The organism is Nakamurella sp. GG22, from assembly GCF_052976845.2.
This window is the reverse complement of record NZ_JBRIIO020000006.1, coordinates 128,585-146,720: the sequence shown is the minus strand read 5'-3', so window position 1 is coordinate 146,720 and position 18,136 is coordinate 128,585. Positions and strand designations below refer to the sequence as shown.

Genomic DNA, 18,136 nt, shown 5'->3' with positions numbered 1-18,136 from the left:
TGTCTCAGGGTTGGGGGGTCGGAGCGCTCTTCGGCCGTGCACCCGAGGTTCGACCCGCCCGCCGTGCGCGGTAGGCCGCGACCGCGGCGCGGTTGCCGCAGCTGCCGTCGCAGAACCGTTTCGACCGGTTCTTCGAGAGGTCGACGACGACGTCGTCACAGGTGGGGGAATCGCAGATGCGCAGCCGGCTCAACTCCTCGCTGCGGACCACGTCCACGATCGCCATCGCGGCTTCCACGGCCATCCGGGAGGCGAGCGGCGCGGCAGCGGGGGTGGCGTGCAGGTGGTACGGCCACTCGTCGTGCTTGACGAGCTGCGGCAATGCCCCGGCCTCCCGCAGCAGCTCGTTGACGATGCGGACCACCTCGTCCTCGTCGGACAGCCAGATCTGCCGGAGCCGGGGCCGCAGGTCGCGGACCTGCTGCAGCTCCTCGTCGTCACCGGTGAGCTGTCCGGTCCACCCCCAGGTGCGCACGAACTCCCGGAGAGCGGCCACGTCGGGCAGTGCCTCATGATCGGGATCGAGCACGTCCTTGGTGTTGACCAGGGCAGCAGCAGCGGCGAGAGCGACTTCGGTGTCATGAGCAAAAAGCATGTTGACTCCTGTCGCCGGGCAACCGTAGTGTCATCATCATAGAGCTTCATGACTGATGACACCCGCGACGATCGCGTCGCCGTCGATCCAGGAGGGCCGCATGCTGAACCAGCCCGTCACCCGTGTCGGATTCGTCCTCGCCCTGCTGTCGGCGGCCACCTTCGGCACATCGGGGACCTTTGCCAGTGCGCTGATCGACGCCGGTTGGTCGCCCGGTGCGGCGGTCACCGTTCGGATCAGCGTCGCGGCCCTGCTGCTCGCCATCCCGGCCGTCGTCCTACTGCGCGGACGGTGGAAGGTGTTGTGGCGCAACGCCGGAATGGTGTCCGTCTACGGACTGGTCGCCGTCGCCGGATGTCAGGTCGCGTACTTCAACGCCGTCCAGCACCTGTCGGTGGGCGTCGCACTGCTGCTGGAGTACATGGGCGTCGTGCTGATCGTCGGCTGGCTCTGGCTGCGCACCGGCAAGCCGCCGCGCCGGCTGACCGTCGCCGGGTCGATCGCCGCGGTTCTCGGGCTGGTCCTCGTCCTCGACCTGACGGGGGAGACCAAGATCGACTTCGTCGGCGTCCTGTGGGGGCTGGGGGCTGCGGTCGGCCTGGCGCTGTTCTTCATCCTGTCCGCCAGCAGCGACGGTGAGCTGCCGCCGGTGGCGATGGCCAGTGGCGGGATGACGATCGGCGCGCTGGCCCTGCTGATCCTGGGCGCGGTCGGCGCCCTGCCGATGGCGGCGAACACCGACGACGTCGACTTCGCCGGTCACCAGGTCAGCTGGTTGGTGCCTGTCGTGGGGCTGTCCCTGGTGGCTGCCGCGATCGCGTACGTACTGGGGATCTCCGCAACCCGCCGTCTCGGGTCGAAGCTCGCGTCGTTCGTCGGCCTGACCGAAGTGCTGTTCGCCGTGCTGTTCGCCTGGCTGCTGCTCGGCGAGTTGCCGACGGTGGTGCAGCTCGTCGGCGGCGCTTTCATCGTTCTCGGGGTGGCGCTGGTCCGGATCGACGAACTGCGCACACCCGCCGCGGCGGCGCAGTCCGCTGACGTCAGTCCGTGACGCGCTGCAGGAACTCCTTCATGTTGCTGACCACACCGGCCGGATCGTCGGAGATCGGGACATGGTTCAGGCCGGGCATCAGCTTGAGCTCGGCGTGTGCGATCAGCGGGAGGTAGCGGAGGACCTGGCTGGTGATCGGATCGGCGGTGCCCTGCAGGAACAGCACCGGCTGATCGATGGTGTGCAGGTGGGTGGCCACGTCGAACATGCCCACCCAGTTCACGGCGTCGTAGGCCGGCGCGGCGGCGAACCCGGTGAGGAGTTCGCGGGCGTCGGTCGGCGGGAGCTGCCACGGCAGGCTGCGGTTGCCGGAGAAGAAGAACATCCGGCCGACCGGGGTCCTGCTCAGTTGATCAGCGGCGGGCGCGAGGGCCATCGCCACGCCGCGGCCGGCGAGCAGGCCGAAGTAACCGCCCACCCGCTCCAACGGCGTGCCGAGCCCGTCGGGTCCGATGGCGATCACGGAGCGGACCCGCGGTGAACGGGCGAGGTCCAGCGCAACGCGCGCGCCGAGGGAGTAGCCGGCGACGTCATAGCGATCGACGCCCTCACGATCGAGAGTGGCCTGGACCGCTGCCGCGAGGTTCGCGGCGGTCGGCGGGACCTGCGGGGACAGCGCCGGGGACTCGCCGAAGCCTGGCAGGTCGATCGCGATGACGTCACGGTCGGCCGCCAGTGCGTCGATCACCGGACGCCAACCGACGTGGGACTCACCCATGCCGTGCAGCAGGACCAACGGATCGCCCGATCCCACCCGGTGGACGAACAGCCGCGGTGGAACGGCGGCGCGTGTGGTGGTCGAGGTGATGGTCATCGGTGGGTCCTCCAGGTGTCGGGTCGGCAGGGTGTTGGGTGCGTGGATTCCGCGTACCCAAACGGGCCGGGAAACGGCGACGCCGGTGCAGACGGACGAACCCGCCCGCACCGGCGTCGGCGCGAAATGCTGTGCAGCTGAGGAACTCTCCAGCTGATGGGGCTGTGACCGGCGAAATTACTCGCTGTCGGCGCTGACGAGCCGCTCGACGAGCTCGTCGACGTTGCCCGACTTCGGCAGGCCACGCTCGGCCAGCAGGTCGGCCAGCTCGGCCTTGGTCAGGTTCTCGTAGGGCTCGCGGGCCTTCGCGTGCGCGGCCTTGGCCTCGGCGCGCTCGGCGGCGCGGGCCTGACGGGCCTGCTCCTTCTGGGCCTGCTCGACCTGGTCGGCGAGCTCCTGCTCGGCCTTTTCGGCCTGCTCGACGATGTCCTGGCTGATCCGGTCGGCCTGCTCGGCCTGCTCCGAGACGAACTGCTCGGCCTTCTCGGCCTGCTCGACGACAACACCGGCAACGGCGTCAGTCTGCTCGACGACAACGCTGCTGACCCGCTCGGCCTGGTCGCGGACGACGCCGGACAGGTTGGTGACCAGCTCGGCCCACTTGGTGGCCAGGTCGCGGTTCAGGTCGACCGACTTCTGCACGTACTCGAAGTAGCGCTCGATCGGCTGAACGATGTCGACGGTCGGCAGCTTGGTGACGGCGGTGGCCTGGTCGACGACGGTCTTCGCGCTGCGCTTCCACGCCTCGACGGACCGGTCGGTGACCTCGCGCGCCTGGCTGGCGGCAGTCTTGTAGGTATCGGCTGTGGTGGTCATGACACTCCTTCTCTGGTGCGGCTTGCCCTGAACGCGAGCTGCGCCGCGTCGGGATGTTTGACCTTGTGGTCAGGGGATGAGGTGCTCGGTTCCTGCACCTGTTAGCAAGGTTAGCAAGCTTCGGTGCTAATTAGCTAACGGTTTCAGTGTGACGATCGGCGCGGAACTCGGCGGTTTGGGTTCTGGGACGGTGGTAACGCACCGTGCGGCGTGCTCGGGCTGTGCTGGATGCCGACTTTCCGGCTCGCAGCGGGTTGGCTGAACCTCCCCCTGGCGCCGATGCGGCGCAACTCCCTCCCGCGCAAGGCTGCGGTTCAGTCGGCGTCCCAGCGCAACACGCGGCGCTGCGTGAAGCGCAGGGGCACCCGTCGGTGCGATGGTGATGCCCGGAACTTCCAACGACGGGAGGGCTTCCGGTGGCGCTGGGACACAGTCCGGTTCGGAGCGCGACCCTCCGGCGGGAGCCGGGGTGGCGGCAGGCTGTCACCGGTGGCCTGCTGCTCTGGGCGGTGGCCCGCAGCGTCGTGGCCGCGATCAGCCTGCTGGTCCTCTGGCTGCGTCAGGGGCCGTCGGTGTCCGACCGGGCGGGGCTCGCCGCCGTCGACACGGCCGGCGACGGCTTCTTCGCGGTGCTGCACCACTGGGACAGCAATTACCTGTTCAGGATCGCCTCCGACGGCTACTTCGCGCCCGGCTCCGACGCGGGGATGCCCGGCTTCTTCCCCGGATACCCGCTCGTCGCCAGGTCGCTGTCCGACATCGTCATGCCGGGTGGGCCAAGCCTCGCTGTCGCGTTGTGGGCGGTGAGTTCCCTTGCGTCACTGGTCGCGGCGATCGTGCTGTGGCGGATCGTGGCCATCTCCAGCGCGGACAGGCTCGCGCCGATGGCCACCCTGTTGTTCGTCGCCGGCCCGTACTCCGTGTTCCTCTACGCCAACTATTCCGAATCGCTGTTCCTCGCGTTCGCGACCGCTGCCTGGTACTGCGGGCTGCGCGATCGTTGGCTGCTTGCCGGCCTGTGGTGCGGATTGGCGACGGCCACCCGGATCAACGGGGTCTTCCTCCTCGCCGCGCTGCTGGTGATGTTCGTGATCGGCCGCCGCCGCCAACAGCTGCCCGTCGTCGCACCGGTGCTCGCCTGGGTGCCGCTCGCTGCCTCTGGCGTCGTGGGCTATTTCGCGTACCTGGCGGTCCGGACCGGGGATGTCGGGGCGTGGCAGACCGCTCAGCACTCCGGGTGGGGCCGGTTGTTCAGTTGGCCGTGGGAGGCGCTGTACCGGACGGGCGGCCAGATGGTGTTCGGCGCGACGCTGGATCGCCGCCTCGCCTTCACCCTCGACGTGGTGTTCGCCGTGCTGCTCGTCGCGGCGGTCGCGTATTGGATCAGGACGCGGGAATGGCCGTCGGCGACCTACGCCGGACTCACCCTGCTGGCCCTGACGACGTCACTCACGTTCGTCTCGCTGGCCAGGAACTCGCTCACCGTCTTCCCGCTGGTGATCCTGATCGCCGGGGTGCTGATCAGGTCGCGGCGCAACGGGGTGCGCGCGGCGGTGATGGCGGCTTGGTTCGGGCTGTTCCTGGTGAACACCGCGCTATTCGCGTGCGGGTACTGGGTGGACTGAGCGTCCGCTGAAAGACCGGGAGCAGGGCCGAGAACCGTTTGCCTGAAACGCCCGTACCGATAGATGCCGCCCGCCCGGGCGGGTGAGGCACATCGGATCGGAGATCCCACCATGCAAGAGAGCAACCATTTCTGGCGCCGCAAGGCCGGCCCCGTGCTGGCGACAGCCGTGTTCGCCGGCGGAGCGATGATGGCCGCTGCCGGACCCGCGAATGCCGCCACGACAGCCACTTTCGCCGCCGGCATTCTGACGGTCAGCGGTGACAGTGCCGACAATGCGATCACCATCAGCCGGAACGCCGCCGGCGGAATCCGGCTCAACGGGGGAGCGATCCCGGTCGCGGGCGGGAATCCGACGGTGGCCAACACCACCCGAATTCAGGTCTTCGGCCTGGCCGGCAACGACGTCATCACCATCAACGAGGCGAGCGGTGCACTACCGAGTGCAAACCTGTTCGGGGGTGCCGGCAATGACACGCTGACCGGCGGCTCGGGCACCGATCAGCTGTTCGGCGAGAGCGGTAACGACACACTGCTCGGCAAGGGCGGCGCCGACCTGCTCTTCGGTGGTGCCGCCATCGACACCATCACCGGCGGCGACGGCGACGACCAGGCGTTCGGTCAGGGTGAGGACGACCGGATGATCTGGGGTCCGGGCGACGACACGGATCTCAACGAGGGCGGCCCCGGAATCGACACCGTCGAGGTCAACGGCGGTAACGGGGCGGAGCAGTTCACCGCGACGGCCAACGGAACCCGGGTTCGTGTCGATCGCCTCACCCCGGCGCCGTTCTCGCTCGACCTGGGGACCTCCGAGAAGCTGGTGCTCAACGCGAACGGCGGTGACGACACCTTCAGTGCTACCGGCAATCTCGCTGCGCTGATCGGGATCACCGTCGACGGTGGCGCGGGCGGCGACAATCTCCGCGGTTCCAACGGTGTCGATCTGTTGCTCGGCGGTGCGGGGAATGACGTCATCGACGGGAACCAGGGTAACGACACCGGGCTCCTCGGCACCGGCGACGATACGTTCCAATGGGATCCGGGGGACGGCAGCGACGTCGTCGAAGGGCAGGACGGGAACGACACCATGCTCTTCAACGGCGCCAACATCGCCGAGAACTTCGACATCACCGCGAACGGCGGGCGGGTGCGGTTGTTCCGCAATATCGCCTCCATCACCATGGACGCCAACGACCTCGAGGCAATCGACGTGAAGACACTGGGCGGTGCCGACACCGTTGCGGTGGGCGATGTCAGTGGAACCGATCTGCTGCGGGTCAACACCGATCTCGCAACGCCGGCCGGCGATGACGGTGCCGTGGACGATGTGACGGTCACCGCCACGCAGGGCGACGACGTGGTGACCGTGAACGGCCAGGCGGGCACCGCCAACGTGGGCGGGTTGGCCGCCACGACCACGGTGACCGGAGCCGCCCCCGGCAGCGACCAGGTCACCGTGAACGCGCAAGCCGGTGACGACGTGATCGACGCGGCCGGAACCGCAGCCAGTTCGGCCCGGCTCTTCCTCAACGGTCAGGCGGGCGACGACATCATCATCGGCGGGCTGGGTGCCGACACCATCACCGGCGGCGCGGGTGACGACGTCCTGCTGGGCGGGCCGGGTGCCGACGTGATCGACGGCGGCGACGGTGACGACGTGGAGATCAACAGCCGGGTCGCCGCTTCGGCAAGGTCGACGTCCGCGCCCAGCGGGCAACAGTGGCTGGACTCGCACGCGAGCACGGTCGACGGCAAGACGGTGCTGGATCTCGGCGGCCGGACCGTCACCCTGCCGCAGGCGCAACTGGGCCAGCTGTAGTCCGACGGCTTGTAGTACGACGGCTGTAGTCCGCCAGATGTAGTCCGCAGCAGCCATCCCCGTCACGGCCTCCGGCCGGGGCGGGGATGGTGCGCTGTCGGGTCAGTGCCGGGAAACCCGAGCCCCCCGGACGTCCGAGCAACCGGAGCTGCGTCGGTGCAACACCCGCGGACGTTCCGCCGCCGCCGCTGCGGTTGATCGGAATACACCTATCGGGCCTGGGCTCCGCTGCCGCCGGAACTGTCGGCGTCATCGTTGCCGCCCTATCGGATCAGGGTCGTGGTGAACCTTTCCACGGCCGCGGCATCGGCACAGAACAGGAACAACGACGGCTCGATCAACTCCACCTCCAGGACGCAGAACCGGCCGGCGTCGTCCCGGACCAGATCGACCCGGGCGTAGGTGGGTATACCGAACCGCTCCGAGACCATGTCGACAGCGGCCCGTGCCACCTCGATCTGATCCGCGGTGGCGACGTGCTCGGAGTTGGTCTCCGCGGCGAACAGGTCGTCGACAACTCCGGCACGAGGCAGGGTGACCCGCTTGTTGGCGGCATGGCTGAATTGCCCGCCGAAGAAGAGCAGCGACCATTCCCCCTCGGCCGCAACCGATGTCACGAAGGGCTGGATCAGAACGGTCTGACCCGATGCGTGGAGTCGGGCGACGTGCGCGGTGGCGGCAGCGTGCTGGTCCGCCCCGTACGACGACGCGTCCCGGCTGCCCGCCCCGACCGCCGGCTTGACGACGAAATCCCCGGCCGGGAATGTCGCCGCGGAACCCGGCAGCACGAACACCGTCGGGGTGATCGGCACCCCGGCCGCCGCGAGTTCGGCCAGGTACTGCTTGTCGAGGTTCCACCGCACGGTTGCCAGCGGATTCACCAGATCGCTGATGGCATCGACCATCTCGAGCCAGGACATGAACTCGGGCAGCCGCTGCGGGTAGTCCCAGGCCGATCGCAGCACGACCCGGTCGAAGCTCGACCAGTCGGTCGTCGCGTCATCCCAGTCCACGACGTCCACCGCGACGCCGCTCTGTTGCAGGGCGGCCAGCGCGAGCGGCTCGTCCTCGTCGCGTCCCCGCGCTTCCCGGGCGGTCACCCACGCCAGTGTCCCGATCACCCGGACACGGTAAGACCCTGGCCCGACCGACCAGCGCGGGGGGCCGTCCGGCCTGACCGGGACCGCCGAACGGCAGATGTCAGCCGCTCGCTATCGCGTCGAGCAGCTCGGCGACCGACCGCGCGGAGTGTCCGGAGACGAACGTGTCGACGTGCGGGAGCGCGGCGGCCATGCCGCCGGTCAGCGGCGCGAAACCGGGAGCGGCCTTGCGTGGGTTGACCCAGATCACCCGGTGGGCGAGCCGGGACAACCGAAGCATCTGCTCGCCGAGCAATGCCGGATCGGCGCGCTCCCAGCCGTCGGACACGATGACGACGACTGCTCCGCGCGCGAGCCCGCGGCGGCCGTCCGTGTCGAGGAAGTCCTTGACGGCGCCGCCAATCCGGGTGCCGCCGGACGCGTCCGGGGACAGCGCCATCGCCCGTCCGATCGCGTCCTCCCGCCGGCCGCGGCCGAGCGCCCGGGTGACCGGGTGCAGTTGGGTGGCGAACACGTACGCGTGGGCGCGGGCGCCGAGAACGGCCCCCTGCAGGATGCGCAGGTAGACCCGGGAGTACGCCTGCATCGAGCCGGACACATCGGCGAGCAGGACGATCTTGCGCGGTGTCGTGCCGCGGCGCCGATGACTCCAGCGGATCGGGTCGCCGCCGGTGCGGCACGCCGCCCGCAGCGTCCGGCGCATGTCCAGTGATCGCCCGGAGCGACGGGTCGGCTCCCATCGGGACGGCCGGACCGGTGCGACGACCTGCATCCGCGCGATGATCTTCGCCAGTTCCGCGAGCTCGTCGGCATCGCAGTCGGCGAAGTCCCTGTCCCGCAACAGCTCCGTCTCCGAGGCGATGGCCAGCACGGTCGGTGCGCCGTCGTCGCCGGACGGCTCGTCATCGTTGCTGTCGGCCGTCGCGGCCGTCTGCTGCTGCGGGGTGTCGCCGTCCCGTTCGGCAGGCGGGTCGGGCTGCCGCTGTCCGGCCCCGCTCGGCGTCCCCGGCTCGGTATGGGCGGAGAGCGAGTTGGCCGGGTCACCGCGGAAGTCGGCCACGTCCACCAGGCCGCGGAACACCTGGGCGAACACCGCGTCGAAGGTGTCGAGGTGGTCCGGCCGGTCCAGCAGGGTGACCCTGGCGAGCCAGTACAGCTCGTTGACGCCGGTGGGTCCGGCGGCGACCGTTGCCTCCGCCCACCAAGAGATCCGTTGCACCGGAACAGCAATACCCGCTGCAGTGAGCAGCGCTGCGAACTCGGCGCACACCGTCGCCAGGTCAGCGGCCGGCTCGTCAACCGGACGTCCGGGTAGCGCGATCACCGACGACCGGCCCACCCCGGCGTAGAACTCACTCACCGACGACCCAGCCGAGACCGGCCCCGACGGCAACCTCCCGGTCCTCGCGGTACTTCAGCACCGAGCCGAGAGTGGCTGCCGCGGCGGTGACGTCGAGCTGCGGATAGCCCAGCACGTGCAGGGCCTGCACCCAGTCGATCACCTCTGCGGTGCCCGGCGATTTCTGCAGGTCCAGGGTGCGCAGCCGACCCGTGGCCGCCGAGGTCTGCGCCGCGAGCGCCTCCGTCGCGCCGGGTACCCGCTCGCGGACGATGGCCACCACCCGGGCAAGGTCGGGGTGGTCGATCCAGTGGTAGAGGCAACGCCGCTTGAGCGCATCGTGCAGGTCCCGGGTGCGGTTCGAGGTGAGGATCGCGATCGGCGGGACCGCGGCGGTGATGGTGCCGATCTCGGGGACGGTGATCGACCGCTCGGCCAGCAGTTCGAGCAGGAACGCCTCGAAATGCTCGTCGGCGCGGTCGATCTCGTCGATCAGTAACACAGCGGGCAGCGGGCCGGGGTGCTCGACCGCGCGCAGCAGCGGCCGCTCGATCAGGTAGTCCCGGCGGAAGAGGTCGTCCGCGCCGAGGGCGTCGCCCTTCGCCTCGGAAAGCCGGATCGCCAGCAGTTGCCGTGGGTAATTCCACTCGTAGGCGGCCTCGGCGATGTCGATGCCCTCGTAGCACTGCAGCCGGATCAGCGGTGTCCCGAGCGCTGCGGCGACGGCTTTCGCGGCGGAGGTCTTCCCGACGCCGGCCTCGCCCTCCAGCAGCAACGGCTGGCCGAGCCGCACCGAACAGAACAGCGCCGTTGCCAACCCGTCATCGGCGAGATACCCCGCACCGGCGAGCACGTCGCGCAACGCCGGGACGTCGGGAACGATCGCGGACAGGTCGGCCGGCAGAGTCACGATTCAGCGTACCCAGCGGGGTGCGTCGCGAAGGTGCGCAGGCAGCCGGGCCCGCAGAAGTACCACCGGCGTCCCTCGTGGTCCAGATGCAGGCTTGTCTCGACCGCGGCCACCGTCATCCCGCACACCGGATCGACAGCGGTCACAGCAGCCGGCCGGCTGTTGTTCGCCGCCGGTTCCTCACCATCCTCGGTGGCCGCGAGGAGGCCGGCTCGCGCCGACACCACCTCGGCCAGGATCGACAGTGCTATCTCCGACGCGGTTCTCGCCCCGATGTCCAATCCTGCCGGGCTGCGCACACGCTCCGACGGCGGCCCGGCCAGGTCCGGCCGGGCGGAGGCCAGATCGGCCAGCACACCGGCCGCCCGCTTCCGGCTGGCGACCAGCGCCACGTACGGCACTCCGGCATCCAGGGCGGCGGCGAGGGTCTCGACCTCCTCCCGGCCGTGTGAGGCGACGACCACCGCGGTTGCTCCGTCGATGATCGAGGGCTCGACGTCAGCGGCCCGGTAGCCGAGTTCGACGGCGAGCCGGCGGACCGCCGCGGCGATCGGGCCCACTCCGTGCACCTGTACCAGCGGCGGGGGCACCACCGGATCCAGGAAGATCTCCAGCGTTCCGCCGGACAGGCACGGGTTGTGCACCGTGCGGGTACCGGCAGCCGGAGACCTGTCGACCGTGCCCACCGACTGCTCGTCGGTGGGCGTGATGCGCAGCAACAGTGGCTGTCTCGAGTCGAGCAGCATCAGACTCTGTGCGCGCACGGTGCTCTCCGCACACGTCCCGCCGACGAACCCCTCGATCGAACCGTCGGCATGGATGATGGCCTCGTCACCGGCCTTCGCGGAGGTCGGCCGCTCGGCCGACACCACGCGTGCCCTGACGAAGGGCACACCCTGTTCGCGCAATTGCGTCGCGCGGACGTCCAGTTCGGCGTTGCTCACCAGAAAACCCGAGGCGGCCGGTGACGGGCGGGCAGGGTGGCGCAGCCGGGCGTCATGTGACCGCCAGATCGGTGCGCATCGGCGTCCCCTGCATCGCCATCCAGACGTTGGCCGGCGTCAGCGGCATGTCCGCATGCCGGATGCCGAACGGGGCGATGGCGTCCAGCACCGAGTTCACCACGGCCGGTGGGGAACCGACGGTGGCCGATTCGCCGACGCCCTTGAGGCCGAGCGGGTGGTGCGGCGACGGCGTGACCGTCTCACCGAGCTCCCAGCTGGGGCATTCCATCGAGGTCGGCAGCAGGTAGTCCATGAATGAGCCGCCGACGCAATTGCCGTCCTCGTCGAAGGCGATCAGCTGCATCAGGGCCATCCCGATGCCGTCCGCGAGACCACCGTGCACCTGGCCCTCGACGATCATCGGGTTGATCCGCGGGCCGCAGTCGTCCACCGCGATGAACCGGCGGACCTTGACCACCCCGGTGCCGGGATCGACGTCGGTGACGCAGATGTACGCCCCGAACGGGTAGGTGAGGTTCGGCGGGTCGTAGACGACCGAGGCGTCGAGATGGCCCTCCACGCCCTCGGGCAGGGTCAGCGTCCCGTGGCTGAGCATGGCGATCTCGGCGATCGTGCGGCCCTGTTCGGAGTCGCCCTTCACCTGCCAACGGCCGTGATCCCACTCCAGGTCGTCGGCACTGACCTCGAGGGAGGCGGCGGCGATGATCTTCGCCTTCTGCCTGACCCGCTGTGCCACGATGGCCGCGGCGGCACCGGACACCGGCGTGGAGCGGGACCCGTAGGTGCCCAACCCGAACGGCGTGTTGTCGGTGTCGCCGTGGATCACCTCGATGTCCTCCGGCGGTATCCCCAGTTCCTCCGAGACGATCTGCGCGAACGTCGTCTCGTGTCCCTGGCCCTGCGTCTGCACCGAGAGCCGCACCTGCGCCTTGCCGGTCGGGTGCACCCGCAGCTCGCAGCCGTCCGCCATGCCCAGGCCGAGGATGTCCATGTGTTTGCGGGGTCCGGCACCGACACCTTCGGTGAAGAAGGAGATCCCGATGCCCATCAGCTCACCGCGGGCACGTTTCTCGGCCTGCTCCCGGCGGAGCTCGTGATACCCGGCCATTTCCATCGCCAATTTCAGGGCCCGCGGATATTCGCCGGAGTCGTACTCCCAGCCGGTTTTCGAGACGTACGGGAACTGCTCCGGCCGCAGCAGATTCTTCAGCCGCAGTTCGGCCGGGTCCATCTTCAGCTCGGCCGCGAGGATGTCGACCATCCGCTCGACCAGGTAGACGGCCTCGGTGATCCGGAACGAGCAGGCGTAGGCGACGCCGCCCGGCGCCTTGTTCGTGTAGACGCCCTTGACGCTGCAATACGCCGCCTGTAGGTCGTAGCTGCCGGTGAAGATGTGGAAGAAGCCGGCCGGGAACTTGGTGGGTTGCGCGGTGCCGTTGAAAGCGCCGTGGTCCGCCAGCACGTCGACCTTCAGGCCGAGGATCGTGCCGTCCTTCGTCGCCGCGATGCTGCCGGTCATGTGGTAGTCCCGGGCGAAGGACGTCGCCATCAGGTTCTCGCTGCGGTCCTCCATCCACTTGACCGGCTTCCCGGTGACGATCGACCCGACGACCGCCAGCACGTACCCGGGATAGATCCCGACCTTGTTGCCGAAGCCGCCGCCGATGTCGGGCGAGATGATCTGGATTTTGTGCTCGGGGATGCCGGCGACCAGCGCATAGATCGTACGATGCGCGTGCGGTGCCTGATTGGTCGAGTAGACCAGCAGCTTTCCGGTCACCGGGTCCATGTACGCGACGGTGCCGCAGGTCTCCATCGGCGCGGGATGCACGCGGGGATAGAGCATCTCCTGCGTGACGACCACCTCCGCGCCGTCGAACACCCGCGCGGTCTCCTCGGCGGAGCCCGATTCCCAGTCGAAGATGTGGTTGTCGGTCTTGCCCTCGATGTCGTCCCGGATCACCGGGGCGTCGGGGTCCAGCGCCCGCTTGGCATCCACCACCGGGGCGAGTGGCTCGTAGTCGACCTCGATCAGTTCCAGGGCGTCACGGGCGATGTACTTGGTGTCGGCGACGACGTACGCGACCTCCTGGTGCTGGAAACGCACCTTGTCGGTGGCCAGCACCGCCTGCACATCCGCGGACAGCGTCGGCATCCAGGCCAGACCGAGTCCGGTCAGCGTCTCGCCGGTGATGACCGCGTGCACGCCGGGAAGTGCTGCGGCAGCGGTGGTGTCGATCGACCGGATGCGGGCGTGCGCGTACGGGCTGCGCAGGATGGCGGAGTGCAGCATGCCGGGCATCGTCACGTCGTCGACGTATTTGCCTTGCCCGCGAAGGAATCTCGCGTCCTCCTTGCGCGGCATCCGGCCGAAGCCGATCGGGTTGCCGGCGGCGCTGATCCGGGGCGAGCGCTCGACCGCCGACCGGGTGAGCGGTGCGTCGGGGATGGTGGCCGTCATGCCGGTACCTCCTGGCTGGGCTCGGCGACCACGGTGCTGGCGCCGTTGGTGGCGGGATCGGCAGCGGCCTGCCCGGAGGGCTGCGAGGGATGGCCGGCGGCGGCGCGAACGGCGCGGACGATGTTCTCGTAGCCGGTGCAGCGGCACATCTGGCCGGAGATCGCCTCCCGGATCGTCTGCTCGTCAGGATCGGGGTTGTGGTCGAGCAGGTGCCGGGCGGTCATCATCATTCCCGGCGTGCAGAAACCGCACTGCAGGCCGTGCTCGCTCATGAATCCCTCCTGCACGGGATCCAGCTTTCCGTTCGTCGCGAGCCCTTCGACCGTGCGCACCCGATGACCGTCGGCCATCGCCGCTAGCACGGTGCAGGTCTTCACCGGCTCCTCGTCCAGCCAAGCGACACATGTTCCGCACTGCGAGGTGTCGCATCCCCAGTGGGTGCCGGTCAGCCGCCGGGCCTCGCGTAGGTAGTGCACGAGCAGCAGTCGCGGCTCGATCTCGTCGGTGTGCTCGACCCCGTTGACGGTGATCTTCACCTGCATGTCAGATCCTTCCCTGGGCCCGCGCCGCGGCACGTCGCAGCGCGCGTCGGGTGAGCTCGTCGGCCAAGTGCTTCTTGTAGAGAACAGGCCCGCGTTGGTCGGCGCTGGGGTTGCTGGCCGCGGCCGCCAGTCGTGCGGTCTCGACGATGCTGTCCTCTGACAGCACCCGGCCGCGGAGGTACTCCTCGGCGTCCGGGACGCAGCCGTGGTCGGCGCCCAGCGCGGCCAGCCCGAGCCCCACATCGGCGACCGTGTCACCGTCCAGCACCACGAACGCCCCGACGGAGGCGACCGCCCAGTCGCCGGCCCGCCGTTCGACCTTCTCGTACGCGCTGCCGGCTCCCGGCCGGATCGGCAACCGCACCTCCACCAGCATCTCGGCGTCCTCGAGGACCGTGTTGTAGGGGCCGTCGGTGAACTCCCGCGCCGGAACGACTCTCGTTCCGTCCCTGGACTGCAGGACAAGATCGGCCCGCACGGCGGCGGCCACCGCCGACAGGTCCTCAGCCGGGTCGGCCTGGCAGAGCGAACCGCCGACCGTGCCGCGATTGCGGACGATCGGGTCGGCGATCACCCGCTCGGCGTCGTGCAGGATCGCGTAGTGCTCGCCGATCACCGCGGACGCCAGGATGCTGCGGTGCCGGGTCATCGCGCCGATCGCCAGGTGCGGTGGTGGCCCGCCGGGTGGGCTGTCGGTGACCGCGCGGATGTAATCGAGTTCGGTGAGGTCGTTGATGTCGATGACGCGTTCGGGTTGGGCGATCCGCAATCGCATCATCGGGATCAGGCTGTGCCCGCCGGCCAGCAGGCTCGAGTCCGGGCCGTACCGCTCCAGTAGTTCGAGGGCTTCCTGAACGCTGTGGGCCCTGGCGTAGTCGACAGGAGCGGGTGTCTGCATGGAGGACCTTTCGCCGTTCGGAGCTGCAGCTGCCTGTCCCGGTCGGCAGATCGACTCGATACGCCGGCATCAACTTCGCTTGGCCGGTGAATCGAGGGTGGGGTCTGCGCGACGGTGGGACGGACCTTGGCCGCCAGTGTGCGCCCGTTTGTCATTCGTGACAACAATCACGATCCACCCATACCCGACAGCGTTGTCCCCGAGCGCGCCGCGGCGAGAAGCGTTGTCCGCTGCTTCTTCCCGGCAGGGACCCGATCCGGTTGTCGGATCCACCAACGGGTGAGCCGGTCGCTCAGCAGAGTCGCCGCCGTGTCGGAGCGACGACCTGTTCGATGTCTCCACGACGCGGTGCTCCGGCGGCGGGACGAGCAGCTGCGGGGCGGTTTGTTGTGTTCGCTGAACCTGTCCCTCGCAGAATTGCGTTCGCAGCGCCGTCCGTGCCAGGCATCGGTGCAATGGGCAAGCAGTGGACGGTGCTGCCCGCGCGGGTATCCCGGGACGTACGGTTGGTGTGCAGTCAACGGGGAGGCGCGATGACCGAGCACCAGAACGACACCGTGAAGCCGGAAACGGATCCGCCCGCGAATCACGCGGGGGCCGGTGACCCGAACACGGCGGACCAGAACGAATCGGACACCTTCACGCTGGCGGGCCCGCAGTCCGATCCGGCCGGTCCGGCGGTGCGGTCGGTGGAATCGGATCCGCCGCCGTCGCTGCCGGCCGACCCACCGGGTGTGGCGCCCGACTACGACAAGTACGGCGTGCCGTCACTCGACTTCGTCCGCAACAAGATCGAGGGCCGTTACGCCACGTCCGCCGGCGCCGCGGAACTCGCGCAGCAGACCTGGGAGGCGACGTCCGCCCAGGAGCGGGCAGCCGAACGGGAGAAGTCCGCGCAGGAGGCCCTGGAGCGCATCCGGCAATCGCTGCGGGACAACAAACAGTCCTGACCGTGCTCGCGCTCGCCCGGACGGCCGAGGGGTATTCCCTCCAGCGGATGGACGACGCCGGGCGGCCGACCGGGCCGCGGATCGATGTGGCGGCAGCCGCCGAACTGGCCGAGTGGGCGCAGCTGGATGAGCGCTGGCTCTGGGACAGCACAGCGACGATCTACCCGGACCTGCTGGCCGCTGGGATTCGCGTGGAGCGCTGCCACGACGTCACTGCCACGGAACGGATCCTGCTCGGCCGGGCCGGCGTTTTCGGGGCTCCGAGCTCGGCCGCGGCCGTTCATGCCCGAGCGACCGGGGCCGAGGTACCGCCGGACCCGGAACCCGCGGCGCACATCGAGCCGACGCTGTTCGAACCGGACGCGCTCGACATCGTCCGGTCATCGGTGGACCCGATCGAGGTGTTGCGGGTGGCCGTGGCCGATCAGCGCGAGCGGGCGGGCGAGAACCGGGCGCTGGGCCTGCTGCTGGCCGCGGAATCCGCCTCGACGCTGGCGGCGGCAGAAATGGGGGCGGTTGGGCTTCCATGGCGGGCGGACATCCATCAGAACCGGCTGACCGAGATGCTCGGTCCGCGGCCGGCGGCGGGTGAGCGTCCGCTCAGGCTGGTGGAGTTGGCGGCCGAGATTTCCGCAGCGTTCGGTTTCGCCGTCAACCCGGATTCGGTCGTCGATCTCCGCGCCGCGTTCCGGCGGGCCGGATTCGACATCGACAGCACCCGGTCGTGGGTGCTCAAGGACGTCGATCACCCGGCGGTTCCTGCGGTGCTGCACTACAAGGAGCTGGCCCGGCTGAACTCGGCGAACGGCTGGAACTGGCTCGACGAATGGGCCAGGGACGGGCGGTTCCGCCCCGAGTACATCCCCGGCGGGGTGGTGTCAGGACGGTGGGCCACCCGGGGCGGCGGCGCATTGCAGATCCCCAAGGCGCTCCGCCGCGCCGTCGTCGCCGACCCCGGCCACCGGCTGGTCGTCGCCGACGCCGCCCAGCTCGAGCCGCGGGTCCTGGCGGCGATCTCGGCGGACCCTGCGCTGCAGGCGATCTCAGCGGACATCGACCTGTACACGGCGCTGGCGGAAGACGGGTTCGGCGGCGACCGGGGCAGCGCAAAGGTGGCCATGCTGGGTGCGATGTACGGCGCGACCTCCGGCGAGGCGGGCCGGTTGGTGGCCACCCTGCGCCGGCGGTACCCCGCCGCGATGGCCTGCGTCGAGGACGCCGCCCGGCGGGGGGAGGCAGGCGGCATCGTGCACTCCGTGCTGGGCCGGGCGTGCCCGCCGCCAGGAGCCGGCTGGCGCGAGGTGGTCGAGATCGGGTCCCAGCAGGATGCGACCGACGCCGAGCGGCGCCGCACGGACCAGGTGATCAGGGACCGCGGCCGGTTCACCCGCAACTTCGTCGTCCAGGGCTCGGCCGCGGACTGGGCGTCGGTGTGGCTGTCCGGTCTGCGCCGCGATCTGCGGGAGGTGCCGGGTGCCGAGTTGGTGTTCTTCCAGCATGACGAACTGATCGTGCACGTCCCGGACGGCAGCGCCGAGGAGGTTGCGGACCTCACAGTCGCCGCCGCCGAGGCGGCCCGCAGACTGGTCTTTCCCGGCGCGTCCGTGCTCACCCCGGTACGCCCCGTCGTGGTCGACTGTTATGCCTCTGCCAAATAGGGGCCCGTCCCTGAGAGTCCAACAACCCAGTGGCCCCAGCAGCTCAGTGGCCCAGCAGCTCAGGACGGAACCGGTATGCGCATCCCCGCCGACCAGGCCAGGCAGATATTCGGCAACGCCCGAGTGGCCCGGTTGGCGACGGTCGGCCCGGCGCTCGTGCCGCATCTGGTGCCGGTGACGTTCGCCGTCATTACAGCACCGGTCGAGGAGGTGCCGGCCGCCCATCCCGACCGCCCGTCGTCCGCGTCGCAGATGATCGTCTTCGCCGTCGATCACAAGCCGAAGTCGACTTCGGCGCTGCGCCGGCTGGACAACATCGCGGCGAACCCACAGGTCTGCTTCCTCGTCGACCGTTACGACGACGATTGGGAGCAGCTCTGGTGGGTGCGTGCCGACGCCCGTGCCTCAGTGCTCGAAGGTACCGAGCGTCGGCGCGCACTGGCCGCCCTGACCGTGAGATACCAGCAGTACGAACAAGTTCCGCCCACGGGTGTGGTGGTGGGGTCCACCGTCACCCGCTGGACCGGCTGGCGGGCCGCCCGCGCCTGAGAGGCGCGCCGGTACCGCGACCACCAGGTCAGCATCAGCGCG

Annotated in this window: 16 protein-coding genes; 6 read left to right on the top strand and 10 right to left on the bottom strand. The window is 69.6% G+C overall.

Features of this window, described 5'->3' with window-relative positions:
* Window positions 1-4: 4 nt before the first annotated feature.
* On the bottom strand, window positions 5-595 hold the full coding sequence (locus ACVBEQ_RS09115) for a CGNR zinc finger domain-containing protein (RefSeq protein ID WP_447152612.1): 591 nt from the start codon (window positions 593-595) through the stop codon (window positions 5-7).
* A gap of 100 nt (window positions 596-695) precedes the next feature.
* On the opposite strand from ACVBEQ_RS09115, the gene ACVBEQ_RS09110 reads away from it, so the two are divergent.
* Window positions 696-1,646, top strand: coding sequence for an EamA family transporter (locus ACVBEQ_RS09110; protein WP_447152611.1), 951 nt, complete (start codon window positions 696-698; stop codon window positions 1,644-1,646).
* Here ACVBEQ_RS09110 and ACVBEQ_RS09105 read toward each other — a convergent pair.
* The gene (locus ACVBEQ_RS09105) at window positions 1,636-2,460 is read right to left on the bottom strand and encodes an alpha/beta fold hydrolase (protein ID WP_447152610.1); all 825 of its coding nucleotides are present in this window, start codon (window positions 2,458-2,460) and stop codon (window positions 1,636-1,638) included. The two genes, ACVBEQ_RS09110 and ACVBEQ_RS09105, sit on opposite strands and share 11 nt — an antisense overlap.
* 177 nt (window positions 2,461-2,637) lie before the next feature.
* A complete protein-coding gene (locus tag ACVBEQ_RS09100; RefSeq protein ID WP_447152609.1) occupies window positions 2,638-3,276 on the bottom strand; it encodes an SAP domain-containing protein in 639 nt (212 codons plus the stop codon).
* A 416-nt stretch (window positions 3,277-3,692) separates the two neighbouring features.
* On the opposite strand from ACVBEQ_RS09100, the gene ACVBEQ_RS09095 reads away from it, so the two are divergent.
* Together ACVBEQ_RS09095 and ACVBEQ_RS09090 are read left to right on the top strand one after the other, a co-directional pair.
* The gene (locus ACVBEQ_RS09095; RefSeq protein ID WP_447152608.1) at window positions 3,693-4,901 is read left to right on the top strand and encodes a mannosyltransferase family protein; all 1,209 of its coding nucleotides are present in this window, start codon (window positions 3,693-3,695) and stop codon (window positions 4,899-4,901) included.
* A gap of 111 nt (window positions 4,902-5,012) precedes the next feature.
* Window positions 5,013-6,722, top strand: coding sequence for a calcium-binding protein (locus ACVBEQ_RS09090; protein WP_447152607.1), 1,710 nt, complete (start codon window positions 5,013-5,015; stop codon window positions 6,720-6,722).
* A 263-nt stretch (window positions 6,723-6,985) separates the two neighbouring features.
* Here the strand turns inward: ACVBEQ_RS09090 and ACVBEQ_RS09085 are convergent, their stop codons facing one another.
* The 7 genes from ACVBEQ_RS09085 to ACVBEQ_RS09055 form a co-directional block, all read right to left on the bottom strand.
* On the bottom strand, window positions 6,986-7,843 hold the full coding sequence (locus ACVBEQ_RS09085; RefSeq protein ID WP_447152606.1) for an ATP-grasp domain-containing protein: 858 nt from the start codon (window positions 7,841-7,843) through the stop codon (window positions 6,986-6,988).
* Between the two features lie 79 nt (window positions 7,844-7,922).
* On the bottom strand, window positions 7,923-9,182 hold the full coding sequence (locus ACVBEQ_RS09080; protein ID WP_447152605.1) for a vWA domain-containing protein: 1,260 nt from the start codon (window positions 9,180-9,182) through the stop codon (window positions 7,923-7,925).
* Window positions 9,175-10,071: an AAA family ATPase gene (locus ACVBEQ_RS09075; RefSeq protein ID WP_447152604.1), complete on the bottom strand. Its 897-nt coding sequence runs from the start codon at window positions 10,069-10,071 to the stop codon at window positions 9,175-9,177. Before ACVBEQ_RS09075 ends, ACVBEQ_RS09080 begins: the two co-directional genes overlap by 8 nt.
* On the bottom strand, window positions 10,068-11,015 hold the full coding sequence (locus tag ACVBEQ_RS09070) for an XdhC family protein (protein ID WP_447152603.1): 948 nt from the start codon (window positions 11,013-11,015) through the stop codon (window positions 10,068-10,070). The genes ACVBEQ_RS09075 and ACVBEQ_RS09070 overlap by 4 nt, the downstream gene beginning before the upstream one ends.
* Window positions 11,016-11,067: 52 nt before the next feature.
* On the bottom strand, window positions 11,068-13,497 hold the full coding sequence (locus ACVBEQ_RS09065; RefSeq protein ID WP_447152602.1) for an aerobic carbon-monoxide dehydrogenase large subunit: 2,430 nt from the start codon (window positions 13,495-13,497) through the stop codon (window positions 11,068-11,070).
* Window positions 13,494-14,039: a (2Fe-2S)-binding protein gene (locus ACVBEQ_RS09060; protein WP_447152601.1), complete on the bottom strand. Its 546-nt coding sequence runs from the start codon at window positions 14,037-14,039 to the stop codon at window positions 13,494-13,496. Before ACVBEQ_RS09060 ends, ACVBEQ_RS09065 begins: the two co-directional genes overlap by 4 nt.
* A 1-nt stretch (window position 14,040) precedes the next feature.
* Window positions 14,041-14,937 (bottom strand): FAD binding domain-containing protein, encoded by an 897-nt coding sequence (locus tag ACVBEQ_RS09055; protein ID WP_447152600.1) that lies wholly within the window; start codon window positions 14,935-14,937, stop codon window positions 14,041-14,043.
* Between the two features lie 533 nt (window positions 14,938-15,470).
* On the opposite strand from ACVBEQ_RS09055, the gene ACVBEQ_RS09050 reads away from it, so the two are divergent.
* From ACVBEQ_RS09050 to ACVBEQ_RS09040, 3 genes are all read left to right on the top strand, one after another.
* A complete protein-coding gene (locus ACVBEQ_RS09050) occupies window positions 15,471-15,887 on the top strand; it encodes a hypothetical protein (RefSeq protein ID WP_447152599.1) in 417 nt (138 codons plus the stop codon).
* Between the two features lie 47 nt (window positions 15,888-15,934).
* Window positions 15,935-17,545 carry a bifunctional 3'-5' exonuclease/DNA polymerase gene (locus ACVBEQ_RS09045; protein ID WP_447152701.1) on the top strand — a complete coding sequence of 537 codons (1,611 nt, stop codon included), beginning with the start codon at window positions 15,935-15,937 and terminating at the stop codon, window positions 17,543-17,545.
* Between the two features lie 75 nt (window positions 17,546-17,620).
* On the top strand, window positions 17,621-18,094 hold the full coding sequence (locus tag ACVBEQ_RS09040; RefSeq protein ID WP_447152598.1) for a TIGR03668 family PPOX class F420-dependent oxidoreductase: 474 nt from the start codon (window positions 17,621-17,623) through the stop codon (window positions 18,092-18,094).
* Window positions 18,095-18,136: the final 42 nt, after the last annotated feature.

Coding starts and splice junctions, on each gene's coding strand:
- ACVBEQ_RS09115 (WP_447152612.1), bottom strand. CDS start 595: ATGCTTTTTGCTCATGACACCGAAGTCGCTCTCGCCGCTGCTGCTGCC.
- ACVBEQ_RS09110 (WP_447152611.1), top strand. CDS start 696: ATGCTGAACCAGCCCGTCACCCGTGTCGGATTCGTCCTCGCCCTGCTG.
- ACVBEQ_RS09105 (WP_447152610.1), bottom strand. CDS start 2,460: ATGACCATCACCTCGACCACCACACGCGCCGCCGTTCCACCGCGGCTG.
- ACVBEQ_RS09100 (WP_447152609.1), bottom strand. CDS start 3,276: ATGACCACCACAGCCGATACCTACAAGACTGCCGCCAGCCAGGCGCGC.
- ACVBEQ_RS09090 (WP_447152607.1), top strand. CDS start 5,013: ATGCAAGAGAGCAACCATTTCTGGCGCCGCAAGGCCGGCCCCGTGCTG.
- ACVBEQ_RS09065 (WP_447152602.1), bottom strand. CDS start 13,497: ATGACGGCCACCATCCCCGACGCACCGCTCACCCGGTCGGCGGTCGAG.
- ACVBEQ_RS09060 (WP_447152601.1), bottom strand. CDS start 14,039: ATGCAGGTGAAGATCACCGTCAACGGGGTCGAGCACACCGACGAGATC.
- ACVBEQ_RS09055 (WP_447152600.1), bottom strand. CDS start 14,937: ATGCAGACACCCGCTCCTGTCGACTACGCCAGGGCCCACAGCGTTCAG.
- ACVBEQ_RS09050 (WP_447152599.1), top strand. CDS start 15,471: ATGACCGAGCACCAGAACGACACCGTGAAGCCGGAAACGGATCCGCCC.
- ACVBEQ_RS09045 (WP_447152701.1), top strand. CDS start 15,935: ATGGACGACGCCGGGCGGCCGACCGGGCCGCGGATCGATGTGGCGGCA.
- ACVBEQ_RS09040 (WP_447152598.1), top strand. CDS start 17,621: ATGCGCATCCCCGCCGACCAGGCCAGGCAGATATTCGGCAACGCCCGA.